General features: G+C 70.5%; 13 protein-coding genes. 2 read left to right on the top strand and 11 right to left on the bottom strand.

Annotation, left to right across the window (positions count from 1 at the left end; genetic code table 11):
* Window positions 1-46: 46 nt before the first annotated feature.
* Window positions 47-874: an MBL fold metallo-hydrolase gene (locus tag BN1056_RS12360; RefSeq protein ID WP_210581637.1), complete on the bottom strand. Its 828-nt coding sequence runs from the start codon at window positions 872-874 to the stop codon at window positions 47-49.
* A gap of 211 nt (window positions 875-1,085) precedes the next feature.
* Here BN1056_RS12360 and BN1056_RS12355 point away from each other — a divergent pair, with 211 nt between their 5' ends.
* Window positions 1,086-2,753: a DUF349 domain-containing protein gene (locus BN1056_RS12355; RefSeq protein ID WP_210581634.1), complete on the top strand. Its 1,668-nt coding sequence runs from the start codon at window positions 1,086-1,088 to the stop codon at window positions 2,751-2,753.
* Window positions 2,754-2,862: 109 nt separating this feature from the next.
* On the opposite strand, the gene BN1056_RS12350 is transcribed toward BN1056_RS12355, so the two are convergent.
* Window positions 2,863-3,714, bottom strand: a complete 852-nt coding sequence (locus BN1056_RS12350) for a TrmH family RNA methyltransferase (protein ID WP_210581632.1) — start codon at window positions 3,712-3,714, stop codon at window positions 2,863-2,865.
* Window positions 3,715-3,830: 116 nt separating this feature from the next.
* Between BN1056_RS12350 and BN1056_RS12345 the strand changes: the two genes are divergently transcribed.
* Window positions 3,831-4,472: a hypothetical protein gene (locus tag BN1056_RS12345; RefSeq protein ID WP_210581631.1), complete on the top strand. Its 642-nt coding sequence runs from the start codon at window positions 3,831-3,833 to the stop codon at window positions 4,470-4,472.
* On the opposite strand, the gene BN1056_RS12340 is transcribed toward BN1056_RS12345, so the two are convergent.
* The 9 genes from BN1056_RS12340 to BN1056_RS12300 form a co-directional block, all read right to left on the bottom strand.
* Window positions 4,457-6,823: a RelA/SpoT family protein gene (locus BN1056_RS12340; RefSeq protein WP_210581629.1), complete on the bottom strand. Its 2,367-nt coding sequence runs from the start codon at window positions 6,821-6,823 to the stop codon at window positions 4,457-4,459. The genes BN1056_RS12345 and BN1056_RS12340 overlap by 16 nt on opposite strands.
* Before the next feature lie 48 nt (window positions 6,824-6,871).
* A complete protein-coding gene (locus tag BN1056_RS12335) occupies window positions 6,872-7,426 on the bottom strand; it encodes an adenine phosphoribosyltransferase (RefSeq protein ID WP_210581627.1) in 555 nt (184 codons plus the stop codon).
* The gene (secF, locus tag BN1056_RS12330; RefSeq protein WP_210581625.1) at window positions 7,423-8,526 is read right to left on the bottom strand and encodes a protein translocase subunit SecF; all 1,104 of its coding nucleotides are present in this window, start codon (window positions 8,524-8,526) and stop codon (window positions 7,423-7,425) included. Before secF ends, BN1056_RS12335 begins: the two co-directional genes overlap by 4 nt.
* Window positions 8,523-10,439, bottom strand: coding sequence for a protein translocase subunit SecD (gene secD, locus BN1056_RS12325; protein ID WP_210581624.1), 1,917 nt, complete (start codon window positions 10,437-10,439; stop codon window positions 8,523-8,525). The genes secF and secD overlap by 4 nt, the downstream gene beginning before the upstream one ends.
* A 67-nt stretch (window positions 10,440-10,506) precedes the next feature.
* Window positions 10,507-10,911 carry a preprotein translocase subunit YajC gene (locus BN1056_RS12320; RefSeq protein WP_210581622.1) on the bottom strand — a complete coding sequence of 135 codons (405 nt, stop codon included), beginning with the start codon at window positions 10,909-10,911 and terminating at the stop codon, window positions 10,507-10,509.
* A 176-nt stretch (window positions 10,912-11,087) separates the two neighbouring features.
* Complete coding sequence (gene ruvB / locus BN1056_RS12315; RefSeq protein WP_210581683.1) at window positions 11,088-12,095, bottom strand: Holliday junction branch migration DNA helicase RuvB; 1,008 nt, start codon at window positions 12,093-12,095, stop codon at window positions 11,088-11,090.
* Between the two features lie 40 nt (window positions 12,096-12,135).
* A complete protein-coding gene (ruvA, locus tag BN1056_RS12310) occupies window positions 12,136-12,759 on the bottom strand; it encodes a Holliday junction branch migration protein RuvA (RefSeq protein WP_210581620.1) in 624 nt (207 codons plus the stop codon).
* Window positions 12,760-12,816: 57 nt separating this feature from the next.
* Entirely contained in the window at window positions 12,817-13,431 is a 615-nt protein-coding gene (ruvC, locus tag BN1056_RS12305) for a crossover junction endodeoxyribonuclease RuvC (protein ID WP_273042543.1), read from the bottom strand.
* 105 nt (window positions 13,432-13,536) lie between these two features.
* Window positions 13,537-14,301 (bottom strand): YebC/PmpR family DNA-binding transcriptional regulator, encoded by a 765-nt coding sequence (locus BN1056_RS12300; protein WP_210581616.1) that lies wholly within the window; start codon window positions 14,299-14,301, stop codon window positions 13,537-13,539.
* Window positions 14,302-14,350: the final 49 nt, after the last annotated feature.

Genomic DNA, 14,350 nt, shown 5'->3' with positions numbered 1-14,350 from the left:
GCACCGGTCTCGCCGTGTCTTGCGCCGTGCCCGCCCCGACCGGTGCTCACGCACCGGTCTCGCCGCCCCGGACCTTGGCCTCGGCCAGGTAGGGGTTGGCGTGGTGCTCATGCGCCATGGTGGTGGCGGCGCCGTGGCCGGGCAGCAGCACCGTGGCCGGGTTGACGGCGCTGGCCAGCAGCCGCAGTGTCGCCCACATCTGATACTGGTCTCCGCCGGGCAGATCGGTGCGCCCCACACTGCCCTTGAAGATCACGTCCCCGGACAGCGCCACCAGGTAGTCCTCCTCCGGGATACTCGCCGGGTCGTCCAGTACCTCCGCCTCGAACAAAAGCTGGTTGTCGCCCAGGTGCGCGTTGAAGAAGAACACCGTGGAGCCCTCCGAATGGCCCGGCGCGGGCACCGCCTGCAAGGCCACTGCCGGTACCAGCTCGACGGCGGCACCGAAGCCGGCCTGCGGGAAAGGACGCACATCTGCGGGGCGCAGCCACTCGGTCCCGGTCAAGTCGGCGAACGTCCGGCCATCCACGCTGATGCCAGTGGTACCGTCCGGGTCATCCAGGCGGTACAGATCCGGCTGCGGGATATACACCGGCACACGCGTGGGGTCGTCCGGCGCGCCGGCCAAACCGGTGGTCACGCGCCCCTCGGTCACCGCGGTGTCGATCAGTCGCTGGGTGTCCCACACGTGGTCGGCGTGGCCGTGGGTGAGCAGGATGGCGCCCAGGGTCAGGTTGTACGAACGCAGCAGAGCCATGGCACCGCGAGCGGCACCCGCACCGGGGTCCACAACCAGGGCGGCCCCACCCGGCTCAGCGGCCAGGACGTAGCAGTTTGATCCGAAGACTGCGGCAAGAGTGCGCTCGATGAGCATGACGGCATGCTAGCCGACCCCTCCCCGGCCATTTGTCCGCTCCTGGATGATTCACGCGTCTCCGCGACGGTTTCGCCGTGCCCTGCCGACGGGTAGGCTCGGGTCTAACTGCCGCCTTCCGGCGGCGTGTCGTCGTCCGGCCGTGTGCCGGACGTGAACGGAACGGAGCGGGACCGCTCGCTCCACCCCGTCAGATCCGTGAAGGAGCGCAATGACCGAGCAGACACAGCCCCAGGCCGAGTCCACCACCCCCGCAGTGGAGTCGACGGCCGAACCCGGGCAGGCTGCTACCCCAATCACGCCGACGGCGCCCGCCGCCGACGAGCAGGCCACCACCACCGACGCCCCCCAGCCCGCACAGTCCTCCGCCGCATCGACGTCGGCGCCGGCCGAGGCCTCGGCGGAGCCGTCAGCCCAGAGCGCGGCCGAGACCGAGCCTCAGGAGGACGCGGTGCCGCAGCCGGCACAGCCCGATGCGTCCTCTTCGCAAGCGGGTGCCTCCGAGCCGGCGGGCACCGCGCCGGCGGCCGAGACCCAGCCCGCAGCCGACGGTGAGCGGGCCGACAACCCGCCTGCGGACGGTCGGCAGACAGCCGAACCGGCCGCTCCGACCGAGCCGGAGATCGACCCCGAGGCCGCCATGGATGCCGCCAAGTGGGGCCGGGTCGACGGCGAGGGGCGAGTCTATGTGCAGGACGGCGGCTCGGAACGCGAAGTCGGCCAGTTCCCCGGCGTTCCGATCGCCGAGGCGATGGCCTACTACGTGCGCCGTTACCTCGACCTGAACTCCAACGTCGACCTGTTCGCGGCCCGGCTGCCGCACCTGTCGGTGCGGGAGATCGACTCCACCATCAAGAGCCTGGAGGAGTCCCTCAAGGAGCCGGCCGCCGTCGGCGACCTGGAGGCGCTGCGGGCCCGGTTCACGGCCCTGAAGTCGGTGGCCCTGGAGCGTCGGCAGGCGGTCGCCGCCGAGCGTGCCGCCGCTAAGGAGCAGGCGCTCAAGGACCGCACCGCCATCGTTGAGCGCGCCGAGGCCGTGGCTGCTCAGGACCCGGCCCGCACCCAGTGGAAGTCCTCCGGCGCGGAGCTGCGCACCCTGCTGGAACAGTGGAAGGAGGCGCAGCGCCGCGGCCCGCGTCTGGACCGCCCCTCCGAGGACGCCCTGTGGAAGCGCTTCAGCCACGCCCGCACCACCTTCGACCGCCACCGCCGTCAGTACTTCAGTGAGCTTGACGCCAAGCAGGCCAAGGTGAAGGCGGCCAAGGAGGCGCTGATCAAGCGGGCGGAGGAGCTGTCCAACTCCACGGACTGGGCCGGTACGTCGGCCCGCTACCGCGAGCTCATGGACGAGTGGAAGAAGGCCGGTCGCGCCTCCCGCAAGGAGGACGACGCCCTGTGGGAGCGGTTCCACGCCGCCCAGCAGGTCTTCTACGACGCCCGCCGGGCCAAGGATGAGGCCACCGACGCCGAATACGCCGGCAACCTCAAGGTCAAGGAGGAACTCGCTGCCAAGGCGGAGGCGCTGCTCCCGATCAAGAATCCCAAGGCCGCCCGCAAGGCGCTGCGCCCCATCCAGGAGGCGTGGGACGAGGCCGGTCGGGTGCCCCGCAACGCGGTGCGTCGGCTCGAGGCCCGCATGCGCGCCGTCGAGGATGCGCTGCGCCGGGCCGAGCAGGCCGAGTGGCGCCGCACCGACCCGGAGACCCAGGCCCGCGCCCAGGGACTGGCCAGCCAGCTGGAGGACTCCATCGCCGAGCTGGAGGCCGACCTTGCCGCCGCGAAGGAGTCCGGTGACACGAAGGCGCAGGCCCAGGCGGAGGCGGCGCTGACCGCCCGCCGAGCCTGGCTCGATCAGGTGCGCCGCACCACGCGTGCCTGATCCGCACGGCACCTTCGGCCACGACGACGGCGGGCCCCACCCTCACGCAAGGGTGGGGCCAGCCGTCTTGCTGTGGGCCGCGCATCGCGGGGCTGCGGCTCGGTGCCGGCTACTGGGCAGCCGGGGCCAGGTTGCGCCAGGCGCGGCGGTGCAGCAGTACGCCGGCGGCGACGGATACGTTCAGCGACTCCACCGCCGGGTTCATCGGGATGCTCACCGTCGCCTGCGCGAGTGCCCGCGCCTGCGGCGTCAGCCCGGTGGTCTCGGCCCCCAGGATCAGGGCCAGTCGTCCCTCCCAGGCCGACAGCCGGTCCAGGGAGCCCGTCGCCCCGGCGTCGAGCGCGGCCAGGTGCCCGCCGGCGCGGGTGAAGTCGGTGGCCAGCGCCCGCACCTGCGGCCAGTCCATCAGCGCCACCGGCAGGGAGAAGACGTAGCCGCGGCTGGCACGGATCAGGCGCCGGTCGGCAATGGAGGCCAGTCCGGAACCCACCAGTACGATCCCGGCGGCCCCGAAGGCGTAGGCGCTGCGGGCGATCGCCCCGATGTTCCCGACGATCCGCACCCCGTCGAGGATCAGCAGGTCACCGGAGGCCTGTAGTAAGTCCTCGGGCTGCACCGGTGCGGGTACGCGGGCCACGCCGAAGATCTCCGGGCGCTTGTCGGAGCGGAACAGGTCCGTTGCCAGCGCCGCCGCCATGACGGTGATGGGGACGCGTCGGCGGGCGCACTCATCCAGTAGCTCACGGGGCGGCCGGGTCGAGTCGAGCACGTACACGTCGGAGATACGCAATCCTGCCCGCAGGGCGTTCAGCAGCGGCTCGTAGTCCTCCACCAGCACGGACTTGCTGGGGCGCCCGGAGACCTTGGCCAGGTCGGCGATCCGCTGGGCGGCGGGCGCCGCCCGATCCGTCAGGACCTCGTCCGGCCCCGCCTCGTTCCTGCCCTCCGTTGTCCCGATCATGGTCGCTTCCTTCCTGCTCGGCCAGCCAACGCGTCGTGAGTCTAGCCGCCCGCGGGTTTTCCACAGGCAGCCGTCGGGCGCTGGTGCGGGCGCCCGCTCCCAGGAAGGATGAGGCCATGCCCACGGCCCCTTCCACTCCCCCGGCTCCGTCGTCGTCGCCGGAGCCGCGGGTCGACTTCGCCCCGGGCGCCCGGACCGGCGCCGTGCCCGCCCGGGCGGTGCTGGCGCACCTGATGCACGGGCCCGTCGAGCCGATACTGGACGCCCTGCCCCTGCAGGAGTTGACGCTACTGCGCTGCCACGGTCTGGATGAGCGGGTGCTGGTGGACGTGCTCGGACAGGCGGTGCCGGTGGACCTGCTCGGCAATCCGGCCGCCCGCGCCGCCGCACTCGCGCCGCGGCTGCCGGCCAACCGGGTGGTGGCCGGGCGCACCGCCCTGTGGGTACACACCGGCGGGCCGGTACCCGCGGGTCCAGAACTTGTGCGCGCCGCGCCCCCAGCCGACGTCGTCGCCCTGGAAGGGGTGGTCTGTCTGGGGCTCACCCGGGCGGTCGTGGACCTGGCGCGCACTGCACCACCCGCGGTGGCGGTCGATGCGGTGCTGCGTGCCCGCCGCGCCGGGCTGACCCGCCGTGACCTGGAGCCGGCGCTGCTGGCCCGCCGCGGCGGCGGCATGCGGGGCCTGCGGCGAGCCCGCCGGCTGATCGACGAGCTGTACGCGCCGATTGGGCCGGACGGAGTTCAGGCGTCGGCCTGAGCCGGGCGCTCGTGCTGGTGCCGATTGTTGGTGGAGGAAGTCAGCCGCCGCGCCTCGAACACGCCGTCGATGCGCCGCAGGGAGGCCAGGGTGTGGTCGAGGTGGCTGGCCTCGGCCAGCTCGACCACAAACCGGCCCACCACCACCCGGTCCCGGGAGGTACTCACGTTGGCGCTGATCATGTTGACGTGATTGTCGGCCAGGACGCGGGTAATGTCCGCCAGCAGGCCGCCACGGTCCAGGGACTCCACCTCCAGCTGCACCAGGTAGGCGCTCTGGGCGTGCTCGGCCCAGTGGACCTTGAGCATGCGCTCGGGCTGCTGCCGCAGCTGCTCAACATTCTGGCAGTCGGCGCGGTGTACCGACAGTCCGGAGCCGCGGGTGACGAAACCGACGATCTCATCACCGGGCATGGGAGTGCAGCATCGCGCCAGTTTGACGAGCACGTCACCCTCGTTCATGCCCTCGACGACGACGCCGGGGTCACCGGCGGAGCGGGCCCGCTGCCCGGCAGGCGCCGCCCGGGTGGGCAGCACCCCCTCTGCCAGGGTCTCCTCCGCGCCGGCCTCCCCGCCGACAGACGCGACCAGCGTGTCGACGACGTGCTGGGCGGAGATATGTCCCTCGCCCACTGCTGCGTAAAGGCCGTCGATGTCCTGCTTGTTGAGCGTCTCGGCCACGTTCATCAGCGAGTCGTGGCTCATGAGCCGCTGGATGGGCAGGTCCTTCTTGCGCATGGCGCGGGCGATGGCGTTCTTGCCGTCCTCAATCGCCTCTTCGCGGCGCTCCTTGGAGAACCAGGACTTGATCTTGTTGCGGGCGCGGGTGGAGCCCACGAAGTTCAGCCAGTCGCGGCTGGGCCCGGCGCCCTGCGCCTTGGAGGTGAAGACCTCCACCGTGTCGCCGTTCTCCAGCTTGGTGTCCAGCGGCACCAGTCGGCCATTGACGCGGGCGCCCACGGTGCGGTGCCCCACCTCGGTGTGCACGGCATAGGCGAAGTCAACGGGCGTCGACTCACTCGGCAGCGCCAGCACGTCCCCCTTGGGGGTGAACACGTACACCTGCCCGCCGGACATTTCATAGCGCAGGGAGTCCAGGAACTCGGCGGGGTCCTGTGTCTCCTTCTGCCAGTCGACCAGTTGCCGCAACCAGCCGAGTTCACCGGCGTCGGAGTCGCCGGGAGCGCCCCCCAGGGGGCTGGGTCCGGTGGCGTTGGGATCCTCCTTGTACTTCCAGTGCGCCGCCACCCCGTACTCTGCCATGCGGTGCATCTCGTGGGTGCGGATCTGAATCTCCACCGGCTTGCGGCCCGGACCGATCACAGTGGTGTGCAGCGACTGGTAGAGATTGAACTTGGGGACGGCGATATAGTCCTTGAAGCGGCCGGACATGGGGGTCCAACGCGAGTGCAGCGCGCCGAGCACCGCATAGCAGTCCTGGACGGTGTCCACGATTACGCGCACCGCCACCAGGTCGTAGATGTCGTCGAAGTCCTTCCCGCGCACGATCATCTTCTGGTAGATCGAGTAATAGTGCTTGGGCCGGCCGGTGACGATGCCCTTGATCTTGTTGACCCGCAGGTCCTCCTCGATCTGCAGGCGCACCTGCCGCAGGTACTCCTCGCGGGCGGGAGCGCGCTCGGCCACCAGCCGCTCGATCTCGTCGTACACGCCGGGGTACAGGGCCTTGAACGAGCGGTCCTCCAGCTCCCACTTAATGGTGTTCATCCCCAACCGGTGGGCCAGGGGCGCATAAATCTCCAGGGTCTCCTTGGCCTTGCGGGCGGCGGTCTCCTCCGGCACGTACTTCCAGGTGCGGGCGTTGTGCAGCCGGTCGCCCAGCTTGATGACCAGCACCCGGATGTCCTTAGACATGGCCACGATCATCTTGCGGACGGTCTCCGCCTGAGCGGCATCCCCGTACTGGACCTTGTCCAGTTTGGTGACGCCGTCCACGAGCAGCGCGATCTCGTCACCGAAGTCGGCGCGCAGCCGCTCCAGGGTGTAGTCGGTGTCCTCCACCGTGTCATGCAGCAGAGCCGCCGCGAGGGTCTGCGGGGTCATGCCCAGCTCGGCCAGGATGGTGGCCACGGCCACCGGGTGGGTGATGTACGGCTCCCCGGACTTGCGCATCTGCCCGGCGTGCGCCTTCTCCGCGACCCGGTAGGCGCGCACGATCAGGCTGGTGTCCGCCTTCGGGTGGTTGGCGCGCAGCGCCCGCATGAGTGGCTCAATGGCCGGTGGGGTGGAGTGGCCGCGCGCCCCGAACCAGGCCAGGCGGCTGCGCACGCGCGACCCCGGCACCACCGTCTCATCGGCGGTACCGGTCCCATTGCGCGTGTCCGTCGTCATACCCGGATCATAGCCGGGTCAGCGGTGTTTTATGCCGCCCGGCGCAGGTCAGGCGGATTCGAAGACGACGACGGAGTCGACGTCCCGGGCGGCGAGCTTCTCGCGTCCGCCCAGCCCGGCCAGCTCCAGCAGCATGCAGATTGACTCGACCTTCGCACCGGCCTGCTCGAGCAGGTCGATCGATGCGGCCGCGGTCCCCCCGGTGGCCAGCACGTCGTCGATCACCAGGACGCGTGAGCCCTCCTCCACGGTCTCGGGCCGTAGCTCCATGCGGGCGGTGCCGTACTCGAGCTCGTAGTCCACACCCAGTACCGGGCCGGGCAGCTTGCCGGCCTTGCGCACGATCACCATGCCGATGCCCAGGTGCACGGCCAGTGGTGCGGCCAGGATGAAGCCGCGCGACTCCAGTCCGGCGACGGCGTCGATGTGGCCCCGGTAATGGGCCGCCAGGCCATCGATCAGGTTGGCGAAAGCCTCCCCATTGGACAGCAGCGGAGTGATGTCGCGGAACAGCACGCCGGGCTCGGGGAAGTCCGGGATCTCCCGGAGGTTTTCCAGTACGAGCTGCGTGAGTTCCTTCGGGAGGGCGGGTGAGATGGTCATGACCGCTTCTTCTTCCTCTTGGGCTGGGCGGAGATTCCGAGATGGTGTCCGGGTATGACTGGGGCGGCGGCGGGCGTGGCGGCAATGGCGGCCAGCGCCTCCGGGTCGTCTCCGGCGGCGGCCAGGCGCTCCCCGCGGGCGCGAGCGACCCGGGCCGCCTGCTCCTTGACGGCCGGCTCGCGGCTGCGCAGGTCTACCAGCAGCGGGGTGGCCAGGAACAGCGAGGAGATGGTTCCGGCGATCATGCCGATGAACAGGGTCAGGGCGATATCGCGCAGGGTGCCAGCGCCCAGGATGAACGCGCCCACCACCAGCAGGGAGGCCACCGGCAGCACGCCGACCACGGAGGTGTTGATGGAGCGGATCAACGACTGGTTGACCGCCAGGTTGGCCAATTCACCATAGGTGGAGCGGGTCTGGGTCTCGAAGCCGTCGGTGTTCTCCCGGACCTTGTCGAAGACGACCACCGTGTCATACAGGGAGTAGCCGAGGATGGTCAGCACACCGATGATCGTTGCCGGAGTGACCTCGAAGCCACTGGCGGCGTACACGCCCACGGTGATCAGGATGTCGTGGCACAGGGCCAGCAGCGCGGCGACCGCCATCTTCCAGGTGCGGAAGTAGGCCCAGATGAGGGCTCCTACCAGCACGAAGAAGATGACCAGGCCGCGGATGCCCTTATTGGTAACGTCCGCCGACCAGGTGGGGCCGATGGTGGTGGCGGATACGTCGGCGTCGGTGACGTCGTATGCCTCCGCCAGGGCGGTGGACAGTCCGGTCAGCTCGGTGTTGCTCAGTTCGTTGGTCTGCACCCGCACGGACGAGGAGCCCACGGTGGTCACCGATGCGCCGGAGGACAGCCCCTGGTCGGCCAGGACATCATTGGCGGGGCCCACATCGGGCTCGGCCAGCGCGGTGACGGTGACCTCCGAGCCGCCGCGGAAGTCGATGCCGGGGGTCAGCCCGACGGTGGCCAGCAGCACGATGGAGGCCGCCACCACGACGCCGGCGATCGCGTACCACAGGCGGCGCCTGCCGATGAAGGGGAAAGAGGTGGTGCCGGAGTAGAGCTCGTTGCCGAGCTGGGCGAGGGACTTCATGCCTGCTCATCGTCCTTTCCGCTCGCGTCTTCGGCTTCGACTGCGTCGGCCTGCTCTCTGGCCCGGCGGGCCTCGGCCCGACGGCGCGCCAGGGAGCCGCCCGCACTGATCACACTCGCCGCTGCCCCGCCCCGGTAGACCGCGCCGGAGCGGGCACCCAGGTGCTCCGGGTCCAGTCCGGACCAGCGGTGCCCCTCCCCGAAGAAGCGGAACCGCAGGATCCACACCAGCATCGGGTGGGTGAACAGGATGATGACCGCCAGGTCGACGACGGTGGTCACCCCGAGGGTGAAGGCGAATCCCTGCACGCCACCGACCGCCAGGAAGTACAGCACCACGGCGGCCAGCAGGTTCACCGAGTCGGACACGATGATCGTGCGGCGGGCGTGCCGCCAGCCCTCGTCCACGGCCACCACCAGCGTGCGCCCATTGCGCACCTCGTCGCGCACGCGTTCGAAGTAGACGATGAAGGAGTCCATGGTGATGCCGATGGCGATGATCAGTCCGGCCACGCCCGCCAGTGACAGGCGGTAGCCCATCAGCCAGCTCAGCAGGGCGATCACCAGGTAGGTGCCGGCGGCGGCCACCAGCAGCGAGGCGACTGCCACCACCCCAAGGCCCCGGTACTGCCAGGCCAGGTACACCACGATCAGGGCGAAGCCGATCAGTCCCGCGATCAGTCCGTTGCGCAACTGCTCGGTTCCCAGGGTGGCGGAGATGTGCTGCTCGGACTGCACGGTGAAGGACAGCGGCAAGGAGCCGAAGGACAGCTGGTTGGCCAGCGTATTCGCCTCGGACTGGGTGAAGTTGCCGGAGATCTGCACGCGACCGTCGGTGATGGCGGTGGTGACGGAGTCGTTGAAGCCGGAGGCCATGATCGTCAGCCCGTCGAGCACGATCGCGAACTCGGCCTTCTGGGAATCGGTGGAGGTGGCGTCCGAGGCGGCGGCGGCCGCGTCGCGGTAGGCGATGAGCCGCTCTGAGACCTCGGCGAACAGGTCGCTGCCCTCGGAGTCGAATTCCAGGTTGACCACCCAGTTGTTGGTGGTGGTGCCCTGGCTGGTGGTCTCCAGACCGGAGGAGGCCGCGGCGATATTGGTGCCGGCGATGTCCGCCGGACCGAGGATGTAGATGGTGCCGCTGCCATCCCGGGCGCAGGAGATGACCGCAGTGTCGGGGTCCTGGGCCTCACCGGACAGGGAGTCCTCGGAGGTGCAGTCGGTCATGTAGGCGTCGTAGATCAGCTGCTCGGAGATCCATGCGTCCGAGGAATTGTCGTCGCTGGTGGACTCCAGCGGATCGGAGGAGATGGTGCCATCGCCGTCGACGTCCGCCAGGCTGGTGGCCATCTCCTCGGCGGTGACCGGGGCGAGCGTGGCGTCTGCGGATGCTGTGTCCGCGTCGGCGTCTGTGCCTTCGGTGTCCGATTCCGCGTCCGTTTCAGTGGCACCGTCGGTCGCGGCGGCGGAGGCAACGGAGTCGGCGTACTGATTCTGCGCGTCCGCGTAGGCGGTCGCATTCGCCTGCAGGATTCGGATCACCGGGCGGAAGTAGAGCACCGCGGAGGTGCGTACCAGGTCCAGCGTGTCCTCGCTGGGCGTTCCGGGCAGGGAGACCATGATGTTGTTGCCGCCCTGGCGGGAGATCTGCGCCTCTGAGACGCCGGTAGCGTCCACGCGCTGGCGGATGATCTCGATGGCCTGGTCGATGTCCTCGTCGGTGATCTCCGAGCCGTCGGAGGTGGTGGGCGTGAGGATGATCTGGGTGCCGCCCTCCAGGTCCAGGGCCAGCCCCGGCGTCATCTGGGTGCGCCCGGTGGCCGTCCCTACCGCCAGGGCCACATAGCCCAGCACAATGATCAGGAGCAACGCCAGCAGGCGTCGGCCCGGATGCTTGAGTTTCTTGGTGGACACTTGGGTCCTCTCCTCGGGAAGGGCGGTCGGCGCCACCGCCGTCACGAGGCGTTGGCGCGCGTTGGTCTCAGGCCTGCGGCTGTGTGTCGGCCGACTCCTCTGGGGACTCGTCCGCGGCGCCGCCCGCGTCTTCGCCTAGTGCAGCATCCTGGTTTGCGGGGTCGACGGCGTCGGTTGCCTCTGCAACCGCATCCTCATCCTCCGCGGACGCGAAGGGCGGTTCCTCGGCGCCGACGATCGCGCTCTTGTTCCACAGTGACTCGTCCCCCAGTGGGGTGGCCAGGGTGACGACGTCGCCATCGATCTCGACGACGGTGCCGTAGAAACCGGCGCGGGTCCGCACCCAGGTTCCGGGAACGAGTGCTTCCTCGGTGCGCCGGTTCTGCTCGTCCACCATCCGCTGCTGCTGCTTGCGGGCGAATCTGGACATGAGCCAGAAGGCCAGCAGCATGATGATCAGCATTAGCAGCATGGGGTCCATCGTGATGACTCCGTTCGTGAGGAATCCCGCCGTCGCCTCGGCGTCGGGCGTGTGCGAGTCTAGGCCACCGGGGGCGGTGCCTGCCCGGACGTTAGGCGTGCGCCGGTGTGACACGCGCCCCTTATCCGCGTCTCCGCACGGCCTTCAGGTGCTCATTCAAGTGGGGCTTAAGTGAATAGGGCGCCGTCTTCGGGCGGGCGCAGGCCCAGGTGCGTGTAGGCGGCGGGCGTGGCCATGCGGCCGCGCGGAGTGCGTACGAGCAGCCCCTCGCGGAACAGGTAGGGCTCGGCAACCGTCTCGATCGTCTCCGGCTCCTCCCCCACGCTCACGGCCAGCGTGGCCAGCCCCACGGGCACGCCCGCGAAGCGGGTGCACAGGGTCTCCAGCACCGACCGGTCCAGCCGATCCAGGCCCAGCTCGTCGACCTCGAACACCTCCAGCGCGCCGCGGGTGGCGTCCAAGTCCAGCCGTCCGGGCGTGCCGTGCACCTGCGCCCAGTCCTGCACGCGGCGCAGTAGCCGGTTGGCGATGCGGGGTGTGCCGCGGGAGCGGCGGGCCAGCTCGCCGGCGGCGTCGGCGTCGATGCTCACTCCCAACAGGTCGGCGGAGCGGGTGACGATGCGGGTCAGGTCGCCCGGCCCGTAGTAGTCGAGGTGGCCGGTGAAACCGAAGCGGTCGCGCAGCGGGGCGGGCAGTAGACCGGCGCGGGTGGTGGCACCGACGACGGTGAAGGGCGGCAGGGTCAGCGGGATGGAGGTCGCACCCGGGCCCTTGCCGACCACCACGTCCACCCGGTAGTCCTCCATCGCCAGGTACAGCATCTCCTCGGCGGTGCGGGCGAGCCGGTGGATCTCGTCGATGAACAGCACATCCCCCTCCTCCAGGGAGGACAGGATGGCGGCGAGGTCTCCGGCGTGCTGGATGGCGGGGCCGGAGGTGATGCGCAGGGCGCCGTCCACCTCGTTGGCGATGATCATGGCCAGGGTGGTCTTGCCCAGGCCGGGCGGGCCGGACAGCAGCACATGGTCGGGTACGGCGCCGCGGGCCAGGGCGGCGCGCAGCACCACGGAGAGCTGGCCGCGCACCACCTGCTGGCCGACGAAGTCCTCCAGGCGCTTGGGACGCAGGGCGGCCTCGGCGGCGCGTTCGGCGTCGTCGGCGCCGCCACCGACCATGCGGCCGCCCTCTTCCGGGACGGCACTGGCGGCTGGGTAGTCAGCCACGGGCTCCTCCTCCCAGGTGCCGCAGGGCGGCGCGTAGCAGTTCCGGCACCGGCAGCGGGGCGTCCGGCTCGGTTTCCGCGTGAGCGGCCTCGACGGCGACGACGGCGCGGGTGGCGGCGGTCTCGTTCCAGCCCAGTTGGATCAGGGCGGCGACGACGTCGGGGTTGGGTTCGCCGGCGGGTGCCGTCGGCGCGGGCTCCGGCGCCGTACCCGTGGGCGGACCGAGCTTGTCGGCGACGTCGATGATGATCCGCTGGGCGCCCTTGGGCCCCAGGCCCGGTACGCGCTTGAGGGCGGCCACGTCCTCACCGGCGACGGCGCGGCGCAGCGCGTCGGGCGTGTGGACGGCCAGGATCGCCAGCGCGAGTTTGGCCCCCACGCCCTTGGCTCCGAGCAGTACCTGGAAGCAGCGGCGTTCGTCGGCGTCGGCGAAGCCGTACAGGGTCAGGGCGTCCTCCCGCACGATCAGTTCGGTGTGGACGAAGCCCTCCTCGCCGACGCGCAGCCCGGCCAGGGTGGCGGGCGTGGCCTGGAAGGACATGCCGACGCCGCCGACCTCGATGGTCGCGGCGGCGAGGGAGACCTCGAGGACGGTTCCGCGCAGTGAGGAGATCATGCGGCGTGGGCTCCTTGGAATGTGGGCGTCGAACACCTGTTCAGCATGGGGTCGACTCTAGCGGGTTCGGCGGCGCGGGTCGACGGCGCCGGTGCGGCGCGCCCTCGCCTGCGCGGCCGCCCACGCCTGCTGGGCGGGAGTGCGGGCGGAGGCCCGGATCGAACCGCCCGCGGAGACCATGTCCGTGCTGCCGTCGACGCCGGTGCCGCCACCACGCCAGGCGTGGCAGATGGCCTGGGCCAGGGCGTCGGCCGCGTCGGCGGGGCGGGGCGGGGCATCCAGGCCGAGGATGCGCCGGACCATTGCCTGCACCTGGGCCTTGCCGGCGGTACCGGAACCGGTCACCGCCGCCTTGGCCTCGCTGGGGGTGTGCTGGGCGACCTCCAGTCCGGCGCGGGCCCCGGCCACCATCGCCACCCCGATCACCTCGGCCACGGGAACCACCGAGCGCAGATTGTCCTGGGCGAAGACGCGCTCGACGGAGACGGCGGTGGGCGCCAGCCGGGCGATCCAGTCGTCCAGGGCGTCGGCGATCGTCAGCAGCCGCAGTTCGGGACTGGCAGAGGCCGGGGTACGCACCACCCCGACCTCCACCAGGCGGGCGCGGCGCCGCGAGTCGACGTCGATGCAGCCCAGCCCGCAGCGGGTCATGCCGGGGTCGATGCCCAGCACCCGCTGCTCGGCGACGGCGCCGCGACGGCGGCCGCCCCGTCCGGGGGCCCGCTCGGTGGCCAGCGGGGACGGTTCGCTCATGGTTGCGCCTGGAGGTGGCGAGGCCTATTCGTCGTCCGCGTCGAGCTGGGCGGCAACCTCGGGGGTGATGTCGACGGAGGTGTAGACGTTCTGCACGTCGTCGAGGTCCTCCAGGGCATCGATCAGCCGCATCACCTTGCGGGCGCCGTCAAGGTCCACCGCCACGGTGGTGCCGGCGACGAACTGGGACTCGGCGGACTCGTAGTCCATGCCGGCGTCGGTGACGGCCTTGCGCACCGCCACCAGATCGCTGGGCTCGGAGATGATCTCGAAGGACTCGGCGCCCTCCACGACCTCCTCGGCGCCGGCGTCGAGCACGGCCATGAGGATCGTGTCCTCATCCACGCCATCGCCCTTGGCGACCTCGACCACGCCCTTGCGGGTGAAGTTGTAGGCCACCGAGCCGGGGTCCGCCAGGGAGCCGCCGGTGCGGGTGAAGGCGACGCGCACATCCGAGGCGGCGCGGTTGCGGTTGTCGGTCAGGCACTCGACCAGGAAGGCGACGCCCTCGGGGCCGTAGCCCTCGTACATGATGGTCTGCCAGTCGGCGCCGCCGGCCTCCTCGCCGCTTCCGCGCTTGACGGCGCGGGTGATGTTGTCCGCCGGGACCGAGTTCTTCTTGGCCTTCTGGATGGCGTCGTACAGGGTCGGGTTGCCGTTGGGGTCGCCGCCGCCGGTGCGGGCGGCGACTTCAATGTTCTTGATCAGGCGGGCGAAGAGCTTGCCGCGCTTGGCGTCGATGGCCGCCTTCTTGTGCTTGGTGGTGGCCCACTTGGAGTGACCCGACATGTGTTCTCCTTGCAGTCTTCCGTTCCTCCCAGCCGCAAAGGTCGGGCGG

Origin of the sequence: Actinomyces succiniciruminis (assembly GCF_900002405.1) — a bacterium.
Taxonomy (GTDB): domain Bacteria; phylum Actinomycetota; class Actinomycetes; order Actinomycetales; family Actinomycetaceae; genus Actinomyces; species Actinomyces succiniciruminis.
The sequence above is the reverse complement of the archived record's forward strand: the minus strand, read 5'-3'. Positions and strand labels throughout refer to the sequence as shown.

Bases quoted from the DNA above. Each gene is read 5' to 3' on its own strand.
- secF (WP_210581625.1), bottom strand. From the start codon at position 8,526: ATGAAGTCCCTCGCCCAGCTCGGCAACGAGCTCTACTCCGGCACCACC.
- BN1056_RS12350 (WP_210581632.1), bottom strand. From the start codon at position 3,714: ATGATCGGGACAACGGAGGGCAGGAACGAGGCGGGGCCGGACGAGGTC.
- BN1056_RS12340 (WP_210581629.1), bottom strand. From the start codon at position 6,823: ATGACGACGGACACGCGCAATGGGACCGGTACCGCCGATGAGACGGTG.
- BN1056_RS12345 (WP_210581631.1), top strand. From the start codon at position 3,831: ATGCCCACGGCCCCTTCCACTCCCCCGGCTCCGTCGTCGTCGCCGGAG.
- BN1056_RS12360 (WP_210581637.1), bottom strand. From the start codon at position 874: ATGCTCATCGAGCGCACTCTTGCCGCAGTCTTCGGATCAAACTGCTAC.
- BN1056_RS12320 (WP_210581622.1), bottom strand. From the start codon at position 10,911: ATGCTGCTAATGCTGATCATCATGCTGCTGGCCTTCTGGCTCATGTCC.
- ruvA (WP_210581620.1), bottom strand. From the start codon at position 12,759: ATGATCTCCTCACTGCGCGGAACCGTCCTCGAGGTCTCCCTCGCCGCC.
- BN1056_RS12335 (WP_210581627.1), bottom strand. From the start codon at position 7,426: ATGACCATCTCACCCGCCCTCCCGAAGGAACTCACGCAGCTCGTACTG.
- BN1056_RS12300 (WP_210581616.1), bottom strand. From the start codon at position 14,301: ATGTCGGGTCACTCCAAGTGGGCCACCACCAAGCACAAGAAGGCGGCC.
- ruvB (WP_210581683.1), bottom strand. From the start codon at position 12,095: ATGGTCGGTGGCGGCGCCGACGACGCCGAACGCGCCGCCGAGGCCGCC.
- BN1056_RS12355 (WP_210581634.1), top strand. From the start codon at position 1,086: ATGACCGAGCAGACACAGCCCCAGGCCGAGTCCACCACCCCCGCAGTG.